This window comes from Caulobacter rhizosphaerae, from assembly GCF_010977555.1.
In the GTDB taxonomy this organism is placed as follows: domain Bacteria; phylum Pseudomonadota; class Alphaproteobacteria; order Caulobacterales; family Caulobacteraceae; genus Caulobacter; species Caulobacter rhizosphaerae.
This window is the reverse complement of the sequence record NZ_CP048815.1, coordinates 3,913,870-3,931,253: the sequence shown is the minus strand read 5'-3', so window position 1 is coordinate 3,931,253 and position 17,384 is coordinate 3,913,870. Positions and strand designations below refer to the sequence as shown.

At 67.5% G+C, this 17,384-nt stretch carries 12 protein-coding genes; 7 read left to right on the top strand and 5 right to left on the bottom strand.

What is annotated here, in order from left to right; translation table 11 throughout:
• The first annotated feature begins 84 nt into the window (after positions 1-84).
• Positions 85-702, top strand: coding sequence for a DUF938 domain-containing protein (locus G3M57_RS18050; protein WP_163232143.1), 618 nt, complete (start codon positions 85-87; stop codon positions 700-702).
• A gap of 119 nt (positions 703-821) precedes the next feature.
• On the opposite strand, the gene G3M57_RS18045 is transcribed toward G3M57_RS18050, so the two are convergent.
• On the bottom strand, positions 822-1,715 hold the full coding sequence (locus tag G3M57_RS18045; protein ID WP_163232141.1) for a LysR family transcriptional regulator: 894 nt from the start codon (positions 1,713-1,715) through the stop codon (positions 822-824).
• A 75-nt stretch (positions 1,716-1,790) separates the two neighbouring features.
• Here G3M57_RS18045 and G3M57_RS18040 point away from each other — a divergent pair, with 75 nt between their 5' ends.
• The 4 genes from G3M57_RS18040 (at position 1,791) to G3M57_RS18025 (ending at position 5,553) form a co-directional block, all read left to right on the top strand.
• Positions 1,791-2,975: an alpha/beta hydrolase gene (locus G3M57_RS18040; RefSeq protein WP_163232139.1), complete on the top strand. Its 1,185-nt coding sequence runs from the start codon at positions 1,791-1,793 to the stop codon at positions 2,973-2,975.
• Between the two features lie 136 nt (positions 2,976-3,111).
• Positions 3,112-3,948: an oxidoreductase gene (locus G3M57_RS18035; RefSeq protein ID WP_163232137.1), complete on the top strand. Its 837-nt coding sequence runs from the start codon at positions 3,112-3,114 to the stop codon at positions 3,946-3,948.
• A gap of 56 nt (positions 3,949-4,004) precedes the next feature.
• Positions 4,005-4,691, top strand: a complete 687-nt coding sequence (locus G3M57_RS18030) for an SDR family NAD(P)-dependent oxidoreductase (protein WP_163232135.1) — start codon at positions 4,005-4,007, stop codon at positions 4,689-4,691.
• A gap of 313 nt (positions 4,692-5,004) precedes the next feature.
• Entirely contained in the window at positions 5,005-5,553 is a 549-nt protein-coding gene (locus tag G3M57_RS18025) for a YbhB/YbcL family Raf kinase inhibitor-like protein (RefSeq protein ID WP_163232133.1), read from the top strand.
• Here G3M57_RS18025 and G3M57_RS27990 read toward each other — a convergent pair.
• From G3M57_RS27990 to G3M57_RS18010, 3 genes are all read right to left on the bottom strand, one after another.
• Positions 5,493-5,849: a winged helix-turn-helix transcriptional regulator gene (locus G3M57_RS27990; RefSeq protein ID WP_163232131.1), complete on the bottom strand. Its 357-nt coding sequence runs from the start codon at positions 5,847-5,849 to the stop codon at positions 5,493-5,495. The two genes, G3M57_RS18025 and G3M57_RS27990, sit on opposite strands and share 61 nt — an antisense overlap.
• Positions 5,850-6,326: 477 nt before the next feature.
• Positions 6,327-7,967: a family 43 glycosylhydrolase gene (locus tag G3M57_RS18015; RefSeq protein ID WP_163232129.1), complete on the bottom strand. Its 1,641-nt coding sequence runs from the start codon at positions 7,965-7,967 to the stop codon at positions 6,327-6,329.
• 415 nt (positions 7,968-8,382) lie between these two features.
• A complete protein-coding gene (locus G3M57_RS18010; protein ID WP_373287632.1) occupies positions 8,383-11,166 on the bottom strand; it encodes a TonB-dependent receptor in 2,784 nt (927 codons plus the stop codon).
• 344 nt (positions 11,167-11,510) lie between these two features.
• Here G3M57_RS18010 and G3M57_RS18005 point away from each other — a divergent pair, with 344 nt between their 5' ends.
• Both G3M57_RS18005 and G3M57_RS18000 read left to right on the top strand, forming a co-directional pair.
• On the top strand, positions 11,511-14,399 hold the full coding sequence (locus G3M57_RS18005) for a glycoside hydrolase family 2 protein (RefSeq protein ID WP_163232125.1): 2,889 nt from the start codon (positions 11,511-11,513) through the stop codon (positions 14,397-14,399).
• 59 nt (positions 14,400-14,458) lie between these two features.
• The gene (locus G3M57_RS18000) at positions 14,459-15,955 is read left to right on the top strand and encodes a glycoside hydrolase (RefSeq protein ID WP_163232123.1); all 1,497 of its coding nucleotides are present in this window, start codon (positions 14,459-14,461) and stop codon (positions 15,953-15,955) included.
• 13 nt (positions 15,956-15,968) lie between these two features.
• On the opposite strand, the gene G3M57_RS17995 is transcribed toward G3M57_RS18000, so the two are convergent.
• Complete coding sequence (locus tag G3M57_RS17995; protein ID WP_163232121.1) at positions 15,969-17,384, bottom strand: sugar porter family MFS transporter; 1,416 nt, start codon at positions 17,382-17,384, stop codon at positions 15,969-15,971.

The following is a 17,384-nucleotide window of genomic DNA, read 5'->3' as shown; positions in this document are numbered from 1 at the left end:
CTGCTCAGGTAGACCTTGGCGCATGCCGGCCCGGGCGATCGGAGCCGGCTGGCGCCGAGCCGCCGAAGCCTTCAGATTGTCGGCATGTCCGATCCCCTGTCTCCCGCCGCGCGTGCGTCCCCCTCCACGGCCCGAAACCGCGATCCCATTCTGGAGGTCCTGCGGACGCGCCTGCCGGCGAACGGTCTGGTGCTGGAGGTTGCGGCGGGCGCTGGCGAGCACGCAATTCACTTCGCTGCAGCGCTGCCCACGCTGCAATACCAGCCGACCGATGCTGATCCTGGCGCTCTGGACAGCATAGCCGCCTGGCGCGAGCATGCCGGCTTAGGCAACCTTCTGTGTCCGCTGGTGCTGGATGCGTCGCAGCCGGACACCTGGCCCGTCGAACGAGCCGACGCTGTGCTCGCCATCAACATGATCCATATTTCGCCGTGGACGGCCACGGCCGGCCTGATGGCGGGCGCTGCGCGTGTGCTGCCTGCCGGCGGCGCTCTGTTCCTGTACGGCCCCTTCATCGAGGGCGACACGCCGACAGCGCCCAGCAACCTCGAGTTCGATCAGAGCCTGAGACGACGCAATATCGAGTGGGGACTTCGCCACCGGGACCATCTGGTCGCCTTGGCGGCTACCCATGGCCTTGGCCTTTCCGAACGCCTCACCATGCCCGCGAACAACCTGGTGCTCGTGTTCCGAAAGACCTAGCTGCTAGGCTCGCTCGGCCAAGGTCCGGTTTTCGGAGGCGAGCGAAGGTCCGTTCGTGGCGCCACCTCGCCGCTGGAGCGGGCATCCGGAAGACAGAGAGGGTGAAAAGCGGACATCGGCTAGTCACGGTAGCGAAGCGTCTCGATCAGCAACCGGAACGCCGGCGACTCCTGGCGGCGGCTCGGATAGTAGAGGTGATAGCCTGGCCAGGGCGCAGACCAATCCTCGAGCAAGGGCACGAGCCGTGCGTCTGCGATATGCGGCTCGACATAGTCGGCCGGCAGGAAGGCGATCCCGAATCCGGCGAGCGCGGCCTGGCGGATGAGGTCGATACGGTCGAACGCAAGCTGTCCTTCGACCCTGACCTTCAGCTCTCGTCCGTCCTTCTCGAACTCCCAAGCGTAGAATCCGCCTAGGGAAGGACGGCGTTGGTTGATGCACTGCTGCTCGGCGAGCTGGTGAGGCGTGACCGGGATTGGCCGAGCCGAGAGATATTCGGGCGAGGCCACCGCTAGCCAGCGCAGATCCGCCCCGATCCGGACCGCGATCATGTCCTTGGCGACAGCTTCGCCAAGTCGCACGCCGGCATCGAACCGGTCGGCAACGATGTCGGTGAACGCGTTGTCGATGCAAATCTCGACCTTGATGTCCGGGTATTGCGGAAGCAGCTTTGCGATCGCCGGCCACAGCACGGTTTCGGCCGGGTGGTCTCCGGCGACGATGCGAATGGTGCCGGCCGGCTTGTCGCGGAACTCGGTTAGCGCGTCGAGTTCCAGCCGGATTTCGTCGAAATGCGGGCCAATGGTCCGCAGCAGGCGCTCGCCGGCCTCAGTCGGCGAAACGCTGCGCGTCGTGCGAGTGAGGAGCCGGACGCCGAGCCGCTCCTCCAGGCCGCGGATCGTGTGGCTGAGGGCCGATGGCGACAGGCCAAGCTGCCCGGCCGCCCGGGTGAAGCTGCGTTCCCGCGCCACCGCAAGGAAGGCGGTGAGGTCGCTCATCGTGTCGCGCGCCATTATTGAATCCAGCTCAATACTTCATGCTCTTTATCACGCCTAATCGCAGAACGGCCTCGTCGCTACATGGGCCTCATGAGCAAGATCAATCAACCATCGAGCCGGATGAGCCGCCGTAGCGCCCTGGGACTGGCCGTCGGCAGCGCAGCCGTGCCGTTCGCCACGTCCCAGCCGGCTTTTTCGCAACCCAACTCTGGAGGAAGTGCGGTGCAGCTTACTCAGCAATGGGACAAGACTTTCCCGAAGAGCGACAAGGTCGAGCACCGTAAGGTGACCTTCAAGAACCGCTTCGGCCTGACGCTGGCCGGCGATTTCTACCTGCCGAGGAATCGGGAAAATCAAAGGCTTGCGGCGCTTGCCGTCAGCGGGCCGTTCGGCGCCGTCAAGGAGCAGTCGTCCGGCTTCTACGCGCAGACCATGGCCGAGCGCGGCTTTGCCACGCTCGCCTTCGATCCGTCCTATACGGGCGAAAGCGGCGGCGAACCGAGAAACGTCGCGTCTCCGGACTTGAACACCGAGGATTTCATGGCCGCGGTAGACTTCCTCGGCCTGCAGCCGGCCGTCGATCGTGAGCGGATCGGTGTCATCGGCATCTGTGGTTTCGGCGGCATGGGCTTGAACGCCGTCGCCGTCGACAAACGCGTGAAGGCCGTCGTTGCGGCCACCATGTACGATATGTCTCGGTTGATCGGTAAGGGTTTCCAGGACAGCCTGACGCTGGAAAACCGGACCAAGATCCTTACGCAGCTTAGCCTGCAACGTTGGAAAGACGCGGCGGCAGGAACGCCGGCGCCAGGCGCGCACGACTTTTACGTCGACAAGAATGGCGATGTGACGATCGCAAAGCGCATCCTTCCGGAAACGCTGCCGGCGGACGCCAATCCCGTGACGAAGGAGTTCTTCGACTATTATCGGACGCCGCGCGGGTTCCACGAAAGATCGCCAGCGTCGACGACCGCCTTCACCGGGACAAGCCCCCTGTCCTTCATGAACATGCCGCTCTTGACCTACATCGCCGAGATTTCGCCTCGCCCGGTTATGTTCATCGCGGGCGAAGTCGCGCATTCTCGCTACTTTAGCGAAGACGCCTACAAGGCCGCCAAGGAGCCGAAGGAACTGGTGATTGTTCCTGGCTCCAACCACGTCGATCTTTACGATCGGCCGGACAAGATCCCGTTCGACACGGTCACCGACTTCTTCGGGCGTCACCTGGGGCAACGCCGCGCGGCCGAAGGGGCGGCCGAGCCGACCGCAGGGTGATGCGCGTCGTTCCGCCGTCGCTTGGGCGGAGCCGGTCAGCGACGATCATGTCGGCGGCGCCGGTCGAACCGGCCGCAAGCCCTTATTGCATTTGCGTCCACCGGCGCCTGGTGGCGGCGAGACAGAGAAGATCCCCATGACCAAGAAGGTAGCACTGGTTACCGGCGGCTCGTCCGGCATCGGAGAGGCCACTGCGCTCCGCCTGCAGGAGGCGGGCTTCGTCGTGTACGCCGCGGCCCGGCGAACGGAGCGGACGGCGGGTCTCAAGAACGCCGGTGTCCATGTGATTTCGCTCGACGTCACCGACGACGGATCGGCGGCCCAGGCGGTCGACACGATCCTTGCCGCCGAGGGGCGGATCGATCTGCTGGTCAACAATGCCGGATACGGCTCGTACGGAGCGGTCGAAGAAGTTCCGTTGTCGGAGGCCCAGGCGCAGTTGGATGTGAACCTGCTCGGCCTGGCGCGGATGGCCCAGAAGGTCCTGCCCTCCATGCGAGCCCAAAGGAGCGGGACAATCATCAACATCAGTTCGGTGGGCGGCCGGTTCGCGACGCCGCTGGGCGCTTGGTATCATGCCAGCAAATACGCGGTCGAAGGGCTCAGCGACGCCATGCGGCTGGAGTTGAAGCGGTTTGGCATCGACGTCGTCGTGATCGAGCCCGGCTCCATCCAGACCGAATGGGGAGCGATCGCGGCGGACAATCTCCGCGCCACATCGGGCCAAGGCCCCTACGCCGAGCAGGCCAATGCAATGGCGGCATCGCTCGATGCAACCTCGAAACCCGGATACTGGCTGACCTCACGGGCTGATGTCGTCGCCAAAGCCGTGACCAAGGCGGCCACCGCGCGCCGTCCGCGCACCCGTTACGCAGTCGGTTTGGGCGCGAAGCCGATGATCTGGATCGGCCGAATGACTCCCGACCGGGCCTTCGACGCCCTTATCAAACGGGCGTCCGGCGTACCCACCTGAGTTCCGCCGACCGAAAGCGGCTGGAGACCTTCGCGGACCGAGGAGAAACACGGAAAATGGCACGCATCATCCTCATCACCGGCGCGACCCGCGGCATCGGCCGTGAACTCGCCGGCCAACTGGCGGCGAGTGGCGACACTGTGCTCCTTAGCGGCCGCGACTTCGACGCCGCGACCACGGCGGCGGCGGAGATCGACGGTGACGTCTCGCCGATCCACCTCGACGCTTCGGACCAGGCGAGCGTCGATGCGGCTGCGAAGAAGATCGAGGCCGACTGGGAGCGTCTCGACGTGCTGGTCAACAATGTCGGCGGAATCTTCGACTACGCGCAGCAAGCCTCCACGGCTGACCTGGCGGTTGTGCAACAGGCCCTGGAGATCAACTTCTTCACCGCTTGGCGCGTCACCCAGGCGATGCTGCCGCTGCTGCGCAAAGCGCAGCGGGCGCGCATCGTCAATGTATCCAGCGAAAAGGGCTCGCTGGAGCAAATGGTCGCCGGCGTGCCCGCCTACAGCACGTCGAAAGCCGCGCTGAACGCCCTGACCCGCAACCTTGCCGCGGAACTCGCCGGTGAGGGCCTCAGCGTTCACGCCGCCTGCCCGGGCTGGACCGCGACCGATCTCGGCGGCGAAGGCGGTCGCCCCGTAGCCGAGGGCGCGGCGAGCATCCGATACGTTGTCGATCTGCCGGCCGATACTCCTACGGGCGGCTTCTATCAGGATGGCAAGATCCTGCCCTGGTGACCAAGACACAACCGTTCAACCACGTTTCGACCATCCACGAGATCACGGCCAAGACGCCTGGGCCCACGCGGCCGAGCCGAAGGAACTGGTCTGGGTCAAGGGCGCGGGGCGCGTCGATCTCTGCGACGGCGTGGACCTCATTCGGTTCGATCGGCTCGTTGCTCGAGGACGCCTTAGGCGGCGCTCGGAGGCGCTGCTCGCTTCGATCTGGGTCGAGACGAAGGCGAGGTAAGGCTCAATTAGGTGGCCGGCGATCACCTCGGGAACTTGGCCGAAAATCGCTCAGCGACACATTCAAGATGAGGGTGGTGAAATGAAAGAGATCGTTCTGGCGACGGCCTTGTCGCTCTTGGCGACGACGGTAGATGCAGCCGACTTCCGCCTGTCTAGTTCCGACGTGGAGCAGAACAAGCAGATGGTCGACCTATACCTGCAGAATGGGTCGGGTTGCTCGGGTGGTGATCTATCGCCGTCGCTTTCCTGGTCCGGTGCGCCTGAGGGCGCGAAAAGCTTCGCTGTGACCATGTATGATCCGGATGCGCCGACCGGGAGCGGATGGTGGCATTGGAGCGTGTTGAACATCCCCATCTCCGTGCACAAGCTGGACCGAAATGCAGGACAGCGCGATGGTGGCAAATTGCCTGCCGGAGCCGTGCAAGGCCGGACCGATTTCGCCGTGCCGGGGTATGGCGGCGCCTGCCCTCCGGCAGGCGACAAGACGCACCACTATCACTTCAAGGTCTGGGCTCTGTCGGTTGAGAAACTGGAGATCAACAGGGAGATGAGCGCCGCTCAGATCGGCTATATGGTCCGCTCAAACAGCCTAGCTTCCGCGGAGCTCGTGCCGGTGGCGACGCGATAAGCCAGTCCGATCGCCAGGGGCGTGGCCGGCACGTGGGCGCCATCGATAGACGCCTCGTCGCGCTTCGTGTGTTCAGCGCTAGGTCTTAGCTGGTGCGACGAGGAACTTCTGGCCCGTGGCCGTCCTCGATGACGCCGCGCTTCCTCGTCGATGGGTCGGCGTTCGAGAATGCCGCGGGCGACGAGCTTCTTCAGTCGGGCGGTCAGCAGGTTCCGTGAGATCTCTAGCTTCTTCTGGAAGTCGTCGAACCAGGTCGCGCCCCAAAGGCTTGGCGCAGGATCATCAAGCTGCCCCATTCGCCAATGATGTCAACAGCATGGGGCACTCTTCCGAGGCCCAACTTTTCCGCTGCATGGACGGAACTCCTTCGTCGGTGTCGCGCCGACAGGACTTAAGGCGCGACGTGATAACCGAACAGGCTCCTGCCCCGTCTCTCCACGGAGAGGGCGCGCAAAGATGTGCGATCCGAATGTGAGGTCATCTGGTCTGTCAGCGCGGGGTCGATCCCGCCCGTCGGCCGATGGCGCGAACGTCCAGTTCCTGGAGCCGAGGCAACGGCAGCTGCTGGCGCGACCTCTTCGGATCTGCCGGCCTCTCGGCCGGCCGGACGGCATGGTGACCCGTCGACCTCCAGAGCCGGGAGATAAGAGCTTTCGGGTGAGCATGCAGAAGATTGAGATCGCCAAGATCCAGGTGGGGTTCGCAGGAAAGTAAGCCTACCCCGATGCGGCTCCCGAGGCCTTGGAGAACCGCCCGTGATCACCTCGGAGCGCCTACGCCCGGCTCTCGACCGCCACCGGCGGGTTGGCGCAGTAGCGGAAATCGCTCAGCCGCGCCTGGCCCGTTCCGGCGGCATAGAGACCGATCCGCAAGGACAGGAACCCGCCGAACACGTTGTGGTGCAGGCCCGAGACCTCCATTCGCGTGCCGTGGCGGATCCAGGTGCGGCCGTCGTCGTACGAGTAGTGGTAGCTGACGACGTTTTCGATATTGCTGACCCGCAGGCGCAGCTTGCGTACGTCGTGGGCGGTGCGAGCCCAGGGCAGCTCCTCGGAATATTCGAAGATCTTCAAGGTAGTGGGCGTGAAGCCCAGGCCCACGAAGGCCTTATGATTGTAGAACAGCAGGATCCCAGCCTCGGCCTCGCCGGTCAGCTCAAGGCTGATCTCGGCCTCGTACGAGCGGTCGCCGACCAGGCAGGTCAGCGGCGAGGAATCGGCCGGCGAGGTTCCGCGGCCCTCCAGACGCAAGCTTCCCTGGTCGAGGACGGCGCGGCCGGCCTCGTTGGGCTTGGGGTCGTGGAAGCTCCACTGCACGCCGAAACGATCCTGCGAGAAGTCGTCCGACAGGCCCGGCGCGGAGGGACCAGCCTTGCCGCCCCGGGGCTTGGGCAGGGCCTTGGAAAGATCGCCGCCCAGGGCCCGGAACCAGCCGTCTGGCGTCCATTCGATCGGCTCCAGCAGGGTCTGGCGGCCCAGGGTGCGGTAGCCGTTCTCGTAGCCGTGATAGACCATCCACCAGTCTCCCGCCGGCCCCTCGACCAGACTGGCGTGGCCGCGCGACCACCAGGGCTCGGCCGCGCTCCTGGTGCGGACCAGCGGGTTGTGCGGGCAGTGCTCCCAAGGGCCGTGGATCGAGCGCGAGCGGGCGGCGATGACCATGTGGCCGGTGGCCGGCCCCGCCGTGCCGCCGACGGCGGTGATCAGGTAGAACCAATCGCCGCGCCGCAGCAGCTTGGGCCCTTCCGGCGCGAAGTTCTCGACCACCCAGTTGTCGGGATAGCGCCAGGGCTCGTAGGCCTTTTCCAGGACGCCGTCGGTCGCCAGGCCGTCGTCGGTCAGGCGGATCCTGCGCACGCCGTTGACGAACAGATAGCGCTTGCCGTCCTCGCCGACGACATGGCCGGGATCGATGCAGCCCGAGATCTTCAGATCGACCGGTTCGCTCCACGGTCCTTCGATGTGGTCGGCCCAGATGGCGTAGATCGACCATCCCTGGCCAGTCGGATCGGCCGGGATGTAGATGAAGTAGCGGCCGTCGTGCTTGACCAGGTCGACCGCCCAGATCACCCCCAGCGGCTTCCTCAGCGCCGGTCCGACCGGCGTCCAGTTCACCAGGTCCGTCGATTTCCAAATAACCAGGCCTGGGTACGAGAAGAACGACGAAAACGTCATGTAGTAGGTCCCGCCGTCCTTCAGGATGGTCGGGTCGGGGTGATCGCCGCTGACGATGGGGTTGCGGAACGTCCCGTTCCCCAGGTCGGCCTTGCGCTGGCCGTCGGCCCCGACGCCCCAGGCGGGCCCGGAGGTTTTCGCCGCCGGCGCGAACGCCTTGACTGGCGCGGCCTCGGCGATCGCCGGCAAGGCCGCGCCGGCTAGCAGGCCCTTGAACAGATGACGACGAGGCAGGGCCATGGCGGGAGGGTCCGGATTGATAGCGCTATCACGCCTATAGAGAGGCCGTCGGATGTGGTCCAGCGGCGGCCGGCGGCCCAGCCTGTCGAGTTAACGTCGCCTTCCTGAAGGCCTGTCAGAGTCCGTTGTTGGCGCATCTGTTGAGCGCCGAGGTCGAGGTGATGAAGAGGGCGCTGAGACGCCCTGAAGTCTGAAGGTTACGAGCTAGTGGGCCGAGTCTTCGTCTCAGGCCTCGAAGATCGCTTGGGTCTCCAGCACCCAGGTTTCCATCGCGACGACCACGGATGCAGCCCGAAGCCCGCGTCGAGCTGGCCGGTTGGCGCAAGGTGACGGCGGGCTCGCCGCCGTCGGATCTCAGCGCCTAGGGCAACGCCGCCGACCTTGGCGGAATCGATCAAGGTCGGCGGCGCGGCGGCTAGTAGGTGACCCGAACCGAGAAGGCCAGGCGCCGGTCGTTGAGCGTGTACTGGAGCGGCTCGGTCGGGGAGCCGATGTAGGTGCGGTTCATCCGGTTGTTGAGATTGACCGCCTCGAGCGTCAGGGCCACGTGCGAATTGAGGTTGTAGCCGATCGAGGCGTCGAGGCTGGCGTAGGGCGCCTGGATCTGCGGCTGGCCGTTGGCGCCGCTGCCGACCGTGGTGTCCAGGTAGCGGCCGCGCCAGTTGTAGGCGACCCGCGCCGACAGCGGCCCCTTCTCGTAGAGGCCGACGATGTTGTAGCTGTGCTTGGACAGCTTCTCGAGCGGAACCAGGGTCGGAATGCCGCCGCCAGGGGTGGCGAAGGGGTTTTCCACGCTGCTGTCGACATAGGTGTAGTTGGCCTGCAGGCCCAGGCCGCTGAAGACGCCCGGCAGGAAGTCGTAGAACTGTTGGTAGGCCAGCTCGTAGCCCTTGATCTTGCCGGAGTTGGCGTTGACCGTCGTGCTGATGTCGTAGGGCACGCCGTTATAGGTGCGCACGACCCGGCCGCTGGCCAGGAAACCGTCGACGTCCTTGTGGAACACGCCCGCCGTCAACGAGCCGGCGCGCGAGAAGTACCATTCCAGCGAGGCGTCGAACTGGGTCGAGCGGATCGGGTCCAGCAGGGGGTTGCCCGACGAGCCGCCCGGGCGGCCGGTGGACGGGTTCACCGTGATTGGCGGGCCCAGGTTCACATTGGTGGCCATCTGGGTGAAGTCGGGCCGGGCGATCGCCTTGCTGAACGCCAGGCGCAGCTGCAGCGTGTCGGTGAACATCGCCCGCAGGTTCACGCTGGGCAGGGCCTCGAAGTACGAGCGGCGCACGGTGACGGCCTGCAGGTCGTCCGGGTTGGTCGGATCGATCGTCGGGTCGGCGGGAAACAGATAGCCGCTCGACGCGGTCTTGGTCTGGATCAGCCGCAAGCCGGCCGCGCCGTCCACGGGCAGGCCGAGGATCTCGGTTCCCAGCTTGACGCTGGCGTAGCCGGTCAGGATCTCCTCGCCCTGCCGGTTGATCTCCGCCGGGTTGAAGCGCAGCCGCCGCTGGGCGCCGAAGATCTGATAGGTCTTGGTCAGGCTCTCGGACACGCCGCCGGACGGGAAATCGGGATAGAGCACGCCGCTCACCGTGCGGCCCTCGAAGAAGCCCGGCGCGGGTCCGCTGATGATCAGGTCCTGGCGCGCGGCGGTGTAGGGAATGTAGCCGGCCCCGGCTGGCGCGGCGCAGCTGGGCGAGTTGCCGCTGGTGAACGTGCAAAAGCCGTCGCCGTAGCCGCGTAGGGTGACGTCGCTGTCGGCATAGCGCACGCCGGCGGTCACCGATTTCACGATCGACCCTGCCGGCTCCCATTTGACGTCATAGCGCAGCGCCAGCTGGTCGGCGTTATTGCGGGTGAAGTAGTCGGCCAGATAGGCGAAGCGGTAGCGATTGGGATCGGTCAGCAGCGCCGGGTCGCGCACCGTCCAGGTCGGGTCGCTGGAGATGTCGAAATCGACGGTGCTCTTGTTCGGCGACGCCGAGGGCAGCTCCGATCCGTCGGCGAACTGCGAGATGACGAAGCCGTTGGCGTCGACGTCGTAGCTGGACTTCAGGTATTGCGCGTCGAAGGTCGTCGTCAGCGTGTCGGTGGGACGCCACACCAGCCGCCCGGTGAGGTTGGTGTTCCTGGACTTCAGGTCCTGGTCGTAGCGGGCCGATTCGAAGACCATGTTGTCGTATGAACCGCGGACCAGGCGCCCGTCGGCGGCGTAGCCGAAACTGGCCCCAGGTGTCGGCGTCGGGTTCTGGCCGTGGGTGATGTTGTAGTAGTAGCGGCCCGTACGCTCGAACCGATAACGGCTGTCGAGCGCCTGCAGCGTCAGGTCGAGGCGGTCGGAGATCGCCCACTGGAAGGCGCCCGCGAGGGTCCGGCGCTCGCGCTCGCCCAGCTCGTCATAGATCTGGAAGCCCAGCGGCGCGCGGGCCCCGGCCGGGGCCCCGGGAAAGCCGCCCGCCGCGATGTTGAAGAACGGCTGCACCAGCAGCGCGTCCTGCCGGTACTGGCTCTTGCTGTAGACGCCGTTGAGCAGCAGGCCCATCTCGCCGTGGCCGGTCTCCCAGCGGTTGCTGTATAGGGCCGAGCCGGAACCGCCCCACTTGTCGGCCAGGTCGTAATAGCTGCCGCGCGCCGTGGCGTTGATGACCTGGCCCTTCTGGTCGAAGGGCAGGCGGGTGCGCAGGTTGACCACGCCGCCTATGCCGCCCTCGATCACCTCGGCCGACGGGTTCTTGTAGACGTCGATGCCGGCCAGAAGCTCGGGCGGCAGGGCCTCGATGTCGAAGTTGCGCCCGCCGGACGCCGAATAGGTGTCGCGCCCGTCGATCAGCGTGCGCACCTGGGTGAGGCCGCGGATGGCGATCGCCGGCTGGGTGCGATGGTCGACATCCGTCCCGCCTTCGCCGTAGCGCCGCTGGATCTGCACGCCGGCGATCCGTTGCAGCGACTCCACCGTGTTGGCGTCCGGCAGCTTGCCGATGTCCTGGGCCTGGATCGAGTCGACGATCTGGTCGCTGTGGCGCTTGAGCTCCTGGGCGGAGTTGAGGCTGGCGCGGACGCCGGTGACGACGATCTCGCTGACCTCGGCGGCGTCCTGGCCGCTGGCGGGCGGGGGCGCGGACGACGAGGTCTGCGCGGCCGCCGGTACGGCCATCATCGCGCCGACCACCATCATCGACGCTCTCGACACGAGCTTACGCCTCACGACCATTGAACCCTCCATCCCTTGGCTATGCCGGCTAGGCGCCGGTCTGCGGGGCACGGATATGCTCTCGCGCCACTTCCGTCAATAAATCATATTTCTCTTTTGGGTGGGGCTCCCTGATCAAGCGTGGTTGAGGCAAGGTGTTCGAGCGCCTCAAGGTTCATTTACTGCGAACAAGCCAGCTACAGCGCCGTTATCCGTTGAAATTCTTCGACCTGCGCGCGGCGCAGGTCGCCCTACGACAAGGCTTGCCAAGGCGAGATGTGGAAAATAATGTCATACATAAAATGAAGCGCCGGAAGACTCGCGTTCGGGTCGGATGCTTGATCGGGAGAAAAACGGACATGGAAACCAGCCCCCAGCCTCGCCAAAGGCTCAGCCGCCGCCGGCTCGTCCAGTCGCTGGGGATCGCGCCGTTCCTCGGGCTGATCGACGTGGCCCAGGCCGTCGCCGGCGTGGGCGGCGCGAACGCCGATCTCGGTGGCAGCTGGCGTCGCGCGATCGACCAGGACGATACGGGCCTGGGGCAGCGCTGGTTCGCGCGCGCCCTTGCCGACCGCCTGCCCTTGCCGGGGAGTCTGGAACAGCGGGGCGTCGGCAACCCGGTGAGGCTGACCACGCCTTGGACGGGCGACATCAACGACCGCTCGTTCTTCAACGCGCCCGACTATGCCCGCTACCGGGCGGCGGACGACTTCAAGGTTCCCTTCTTCCTGCAACCCGACAGCTGGTATCGCGGCCCGGCCTGGTACCAGCGCGACATCGACATCCCGGCGTCTTGGCGAGGCAAGCGGGTGGAGCTGTTCCTCGAGCGGCCGCACTGGGAGACCCAGGTGTGGCTCGACGACCGCCTCGTCGGGCGCAGCGACGCCCTGCATGTGCCGCACCGCCATGACCTGGGGATCGTCGAGCCGGGCCGGCGGCGCCTGACGATCCGCGTCGACAACCGGATGATCGTCGAGATCGGCCATAACGGCCATGGCGTCACCGACCACACCCAGGGCAACTGGAACGGGATCGCCGGGCGGATCGAGCTTCGCGCCACCGAGCCGGTCTGGATCGAGCGGGTGGACCTGCATCCCGCCCTGGCCGAGCGCACCCTGACGGTGCGCGGCACGCTGCGCCGGATCGCCGGGGCGCCGCCCCTCGGCGCCGCCGAGGTCGTCTTCGCCGGCCGATCGACGCGGGGGACCGTGACGTGGACGGGAGGCCAGGGCGCCTTCGAGGTCGCGATCCGGCCTTCGGACGCCGCGGCGATGCGGACCTGGGACGAGTTCAATCCCGTGTTGCACGAGGTCACGGTCCGGCTGGCCAAAGGCGAGGCCTGGAAAGGCCGCTTCGGCTGGCGTGAGCTGGCGGCCACGCCGAGCGGCTTCACCCTGAACGACCGGCCGGTAATGTTCCGGGGCGCGCTGGAATGCGCCATCTTCCCGTTGACCGGCCATCCGGCCACCGACATCGGCAGCTGGCGGCGGATCATGCGGCGGGTGAAGGACTACGGCCTCAACCACCTGCGCTTCCACAGCTACTGTCCGCCCGAGGCCGCGTTCGACGCCGCCGACGAGGCCGGGGTCTACGTGCAGGTCGAGACGGTGTGGGCCAACCAGTCTTCACGCATCGGCAGCGGCCTGCCGGTCGATCAGTGGGTCTATGCCGAGACCGACCGGATCCTGGCCGCGCATGGCAACCACCCCTCGTTCATGCTGATGACCCATGGCAACGAGCCTGGCGGCGGCAAGACCAAAGAGGGCGAGGCCAAGCGCGACGCCTTCCTGGGCGCCTATGTCCGCCACTATCGTGGCCTGGACGCCCGCCGGCTGTGGACCTCCGGCGCGGGCTGGCCGCTGATCGAGGACAACCAGTTTCACCTCACGCCGACGCCGCGGGTCCAGAACTGGGGAGAGGGCCTGAAGTCGCGCATCAACAGCAAGCCGCCGGAAACCCAGACCGACTACCGCGACTTCATCGGCCAGTATCGCGTGCCGGTCATCAGCCACGAGATCGGCCAGTGGTGCGTCTATCCGAACCTGGAGGAGCGGCGCAAATACACCGGCTACCTGAAGGCCAAAAACTTCGACATCTTCGCCGATCGCCTGCGCGACAGCGGCCTGGCCGGCCAGGCTCCGGAGTTCCTTCACGCCTCGGGCCGGCTGCAGGTGCTCTGCTACAAGGAAGATATTGAAAGCGCCCTGCGCACCCACGGGATGGGCGGCTTCCAGCTGCTGGGCCTGCAGGATTTTCCCGGCCAGGGCACGGCGCTGGTCGGGGTGGTCGACCCCTTCTGGGATGACAAGGGCTATGTGACGGGGCAGGAGTATCAGCGCTTCTGCGCGCCGACCGTCCCCCTGGCCCGGATGCCGGCCCGCGTCCTGCAGTCAGGCCAGCCGTTCCCCTTCGCCGTCGACATCGCGCATTTCGGGGCCGCGCCGATTGAGAACGCGGACATCGAATGGCGGGTCCAGGCCGCCGACGGCGCGGAGCTGGCGCAAGGCGTCTTTCCGTCGCGCACCGTCGCGTTGGGCAATGCGCCGATCGGCCTGTCCGCCGCGCCCGTCCTGACCGCGCCACGCGCCACCACCGCCAAGCTGATCGTCGGCGTGCGGCGGGGTGGACGCGTCCTTGCGCAGAATGACTGGGACCTGTGGGTCTACCCTGCCGCGGTCCCACGCGAGGCGGGTGGCCGGGTGCGGCGCGCCGACCGCATCGACCAGGCGCTGCTGGATCACCTGGCCCAGGGCGGCGACGCGCTGATCGGTCTTCCCGGCGCGAAGGTGGCCAACTATGCCGAGCGCCCCGTCCAGCTCGGTTTCTCCAGCATCTTCTGGAACACCCTGTGGACCCAAGGCCAGGCGCCGACGACGCTGGGCGTGCTTTGCGATCCCGCCCATCCCGCCCTGGCCGACTTCCCCACCGAGACGCACAGCAACTGGCAGTGGTGGTACCTGATGCATCGGGCGGGCGCGCTGCGGCTGGACCTGCTGCCGCCCGGCGTCGAGCCGATCGTCCGGGTCATCGACGACTGGTTCACGGCCCGGCCCCTGGGGCTGGTGATCGAGGTCTCAGTGGGCAAGGGCCGGGCGATCGTCTGCGGCTTCGCGCTCGACGGCGCCGAGGCGCAGGACCCTGTCAGCCGCCAGCTGGTCGCCAGCCTCGAACGCTATATGCAGGGCGAGGCCTTCCGGCCCGCCGCGCGCGTGTCTGCGGACCAACTGCGCCGGCTGGCCGCGCCGTGAGCGGCGCGCGACGGGCGCGACGACCAGGGCGACGCGGGAGTCGGGGCGCGCTCGTCGCCATGGCCGGGGCGTTGCTCGCCGCGCCGGTCACGACAATGGCCGCGGAGCCGGGTTCGACGACCACACCCGCCCCCTGCGCGGCGCGGGTCGCGATCACCGTGTCGGCCGACTGGGCCCGCCCGCGAACCGCCTTCCGGGGATGGGGCACGTCGCTGGCCTGGTTCGCCAGCACCATAGGCGATTGGCCCGGTCCGATCCGCGAGCGGCTGGCCGACCTACTCTATGGACCGGACGGGCTGGGCCTGACGGTCGCCCGCTACAACATCGGCGGCGGACGCAAGCCCGGGACGCCGCCGCTCTCGCGCCCCAACGCCAACGTGCCTGGCCTCTGGCGGATGCCCGAGGGCGCGACGGGCCTGGACTGGTGGCGTCCCGACGATCCGGCGATGTGGGACTGGTCGGCCGACAGCGGCCAGCAGTGGTGGCTGGGCGCCGTGCGCAAACGCGTTCCGGAGACCCAGCGCCTGATCGAGGCGGCCGCCTATTCCCCGCCGTGGTTCATGACCGTCAGCGGCGACGTGGCCGGCGCCAGCGCCAAGCAGCAGCCCAACCTGCGGCCCGGCCTGGAGCCGCTGTTCGCCGATTATCTGGTGCGTGCGATGCAGGGGCTGGAAGCCCGCCACGGGATCCGCTTCCACAGCCTCGCGCCCCTGAACGAACCCAACACGCCCTACTGGGTGGCGGGCAACCGCCAGGAGGGGAACTATTTCGACCCGGCCGGCCAGTCTCGGATGCTGCTGGCGACCGCCGCGGCCCTGCGCGCCCACGGATCGCCTGCGCTGCTGTCGGCGATGGACGAGACCAATCCCGACACCTTCGTCAAGGACTGGTCGGGCTATTCGACCCCGGCCAAGGCGGTCGTGCGCCAGCTCAACGTCCATACCTACAGCACCACCGGGGCGACCGGGCCGCGCGACATCGCCGCCGTCGCCGGCCTTCCGCTGTGGATGTCCGAGGTGGACCTTTCCGCGCCCAACACGGTGCAGGATTTTTCCGATCCTTCCTCGGCCCTGGCGCTGGGCGAGCAGATCGTCCTGGACCTCAAGCGCCTGGAGCCGGAGGCCTGGGTCCTGTGGCAAGCCGTCGAGCCCAGCGCCTTGAAGGGCGAGGCGGGCTCGAACTGGGGGCTGGTGCGCACGGACATGTCGACCCGCCGGCCCGCCGACATGAGCCTGCACGTCACCGCCAAGTACTGGGCCATGGCCAGTTTTAGCCGTCATATCCGCCCGGGCTACCGCCTGGTGCGCAACGATGATCCCGACACGATCACGGCCCTGTCGCCCGACGGACGCCAGGCGGTCGTCGTCCACGTCAATCACGGCCCCTACGCGCGCAAGCTGACCGTGACGACCCGGGGGCTGGCGCGGGCGCGGTGGCGCGCCGAGGCGGTCTACCAGGACGCCCGGCCGCGCGCCCAGGCTTGCCCTGCGTCTGGCCAGCCGACGGTGATCGCACCGCCGCGCGCGATCACCACGGTGCTCCTGCGGCGGCCCTGAGAGCCGCGCCGCCTCAGCGCCAGTCTTCCTCGATCTGTTCCAGCGACTTGCCCTTGGTCTCGGGCAGGGTGCGGAAGATGGCGATGAAACCGGCGGCGCAGATCGCGCCATAGATCCAGAACGTGACGCCGGTGCCCGCCCAGGTGTTGAGCAGCGGGAAGGTGTAGGTCAGCAGGAAGCAGGCGGCCCACAGCGCCGTGGTGGCGATGGCCATGCTCGCGCCGCGCGCCTCGCCCGGGAAGATCTCCGAGAGCGCGACCCAGGTCACCGGCGCCAGCGTCATGGCGTAGGTGGCGATGGCGGCGACGACCAGCAGCAACAGCGGCCACCCTTGCACGCCGGCCAGGTAGCCGGCCCCGACCAGGGCGTAGATCAGGGCCAGGCCCGCGCAGCCGATCAGCAGCAGACGCCGCCGGCCCAGGCGCTCCACCGTGGCCATGGCCACGAAGGTGAAGACGCAGTTCACGACGCCGGTGATGACAATGTTGAACAGGGTGTCGGACACCGCGTAGCCCGCGCCCGCGAAGATCTCTTCGGCGTAATTAAATATGACATTAATTCCGCCCCACTGCTGAAGCACCGCCAGCATGACGCCGATCGCCAGCACGCGGCGAAAGCGCGGCTCGGCCAGCACCGCCGCCAGGCTGCGGCCCGGCGCGGCGTCCAGGGCGCGGCGGATCTCGTCCAGCGCGGCTTCGGCGTGAGCCTCGCCGCCCAGCTTGCGCAGGACCTTGGCGGCATCGTCCCAGCGGCCCTGGAGCGCCAGCCAGCGCGGGCTCTCGGGCAGAAACAGGGCGCCCAGCGTGAAGCCGAGGGCCGGAACCGCGGCGGCGGCGAACATCCAGCGCCAGCCGGCTGTCCCGTTCCACGAGGCGGCGATCTCGGCCAGCGCGGCGCCCGGCGCCACGGGCCTGGCGATCAGCCAATTGACGATCTGGGCGGCGAGCAGGCCCAGGACGATGGCGATCTGGTTGAGGCACACCAGCCGGCCGCGGCTGGCGGCGGGCGCGATCTCGGCGATGTAGAGCGGCGACAGGCCCGAGGCCATGCCGATGGCGACGCCGCCGGCGATACGCCAAGCCACGAAGGCGCCGAAGCCGCCCGCCAGGGCCGTGCCGATCGACGAGACGGCGAAGATGAGAGCGGCCACCAGCAGCGCGGGTTTGCGTCCCCAGCGGTCGGCCAGCGCTCCGGAGGCCATGGCGCCGACGAGACAGCCGATCAGCGCGCAACTGACGGCCCAGGCCTGCTGGGTGGGGGCGACGAGGCCGAAGCTGGCCTCGTAGAACGGCTTGGCGCCGCCGATCACCACCCAGTCGTAGCCGAACAGCAATCCGCCAAGGGCCGAAACCGCCGCCGCCAGCCAGACCGCGCCCGTCGCCTTCGTCGGCGCGCCGACGGCCGGGCCGCCCAGATCGACCATGTGCAT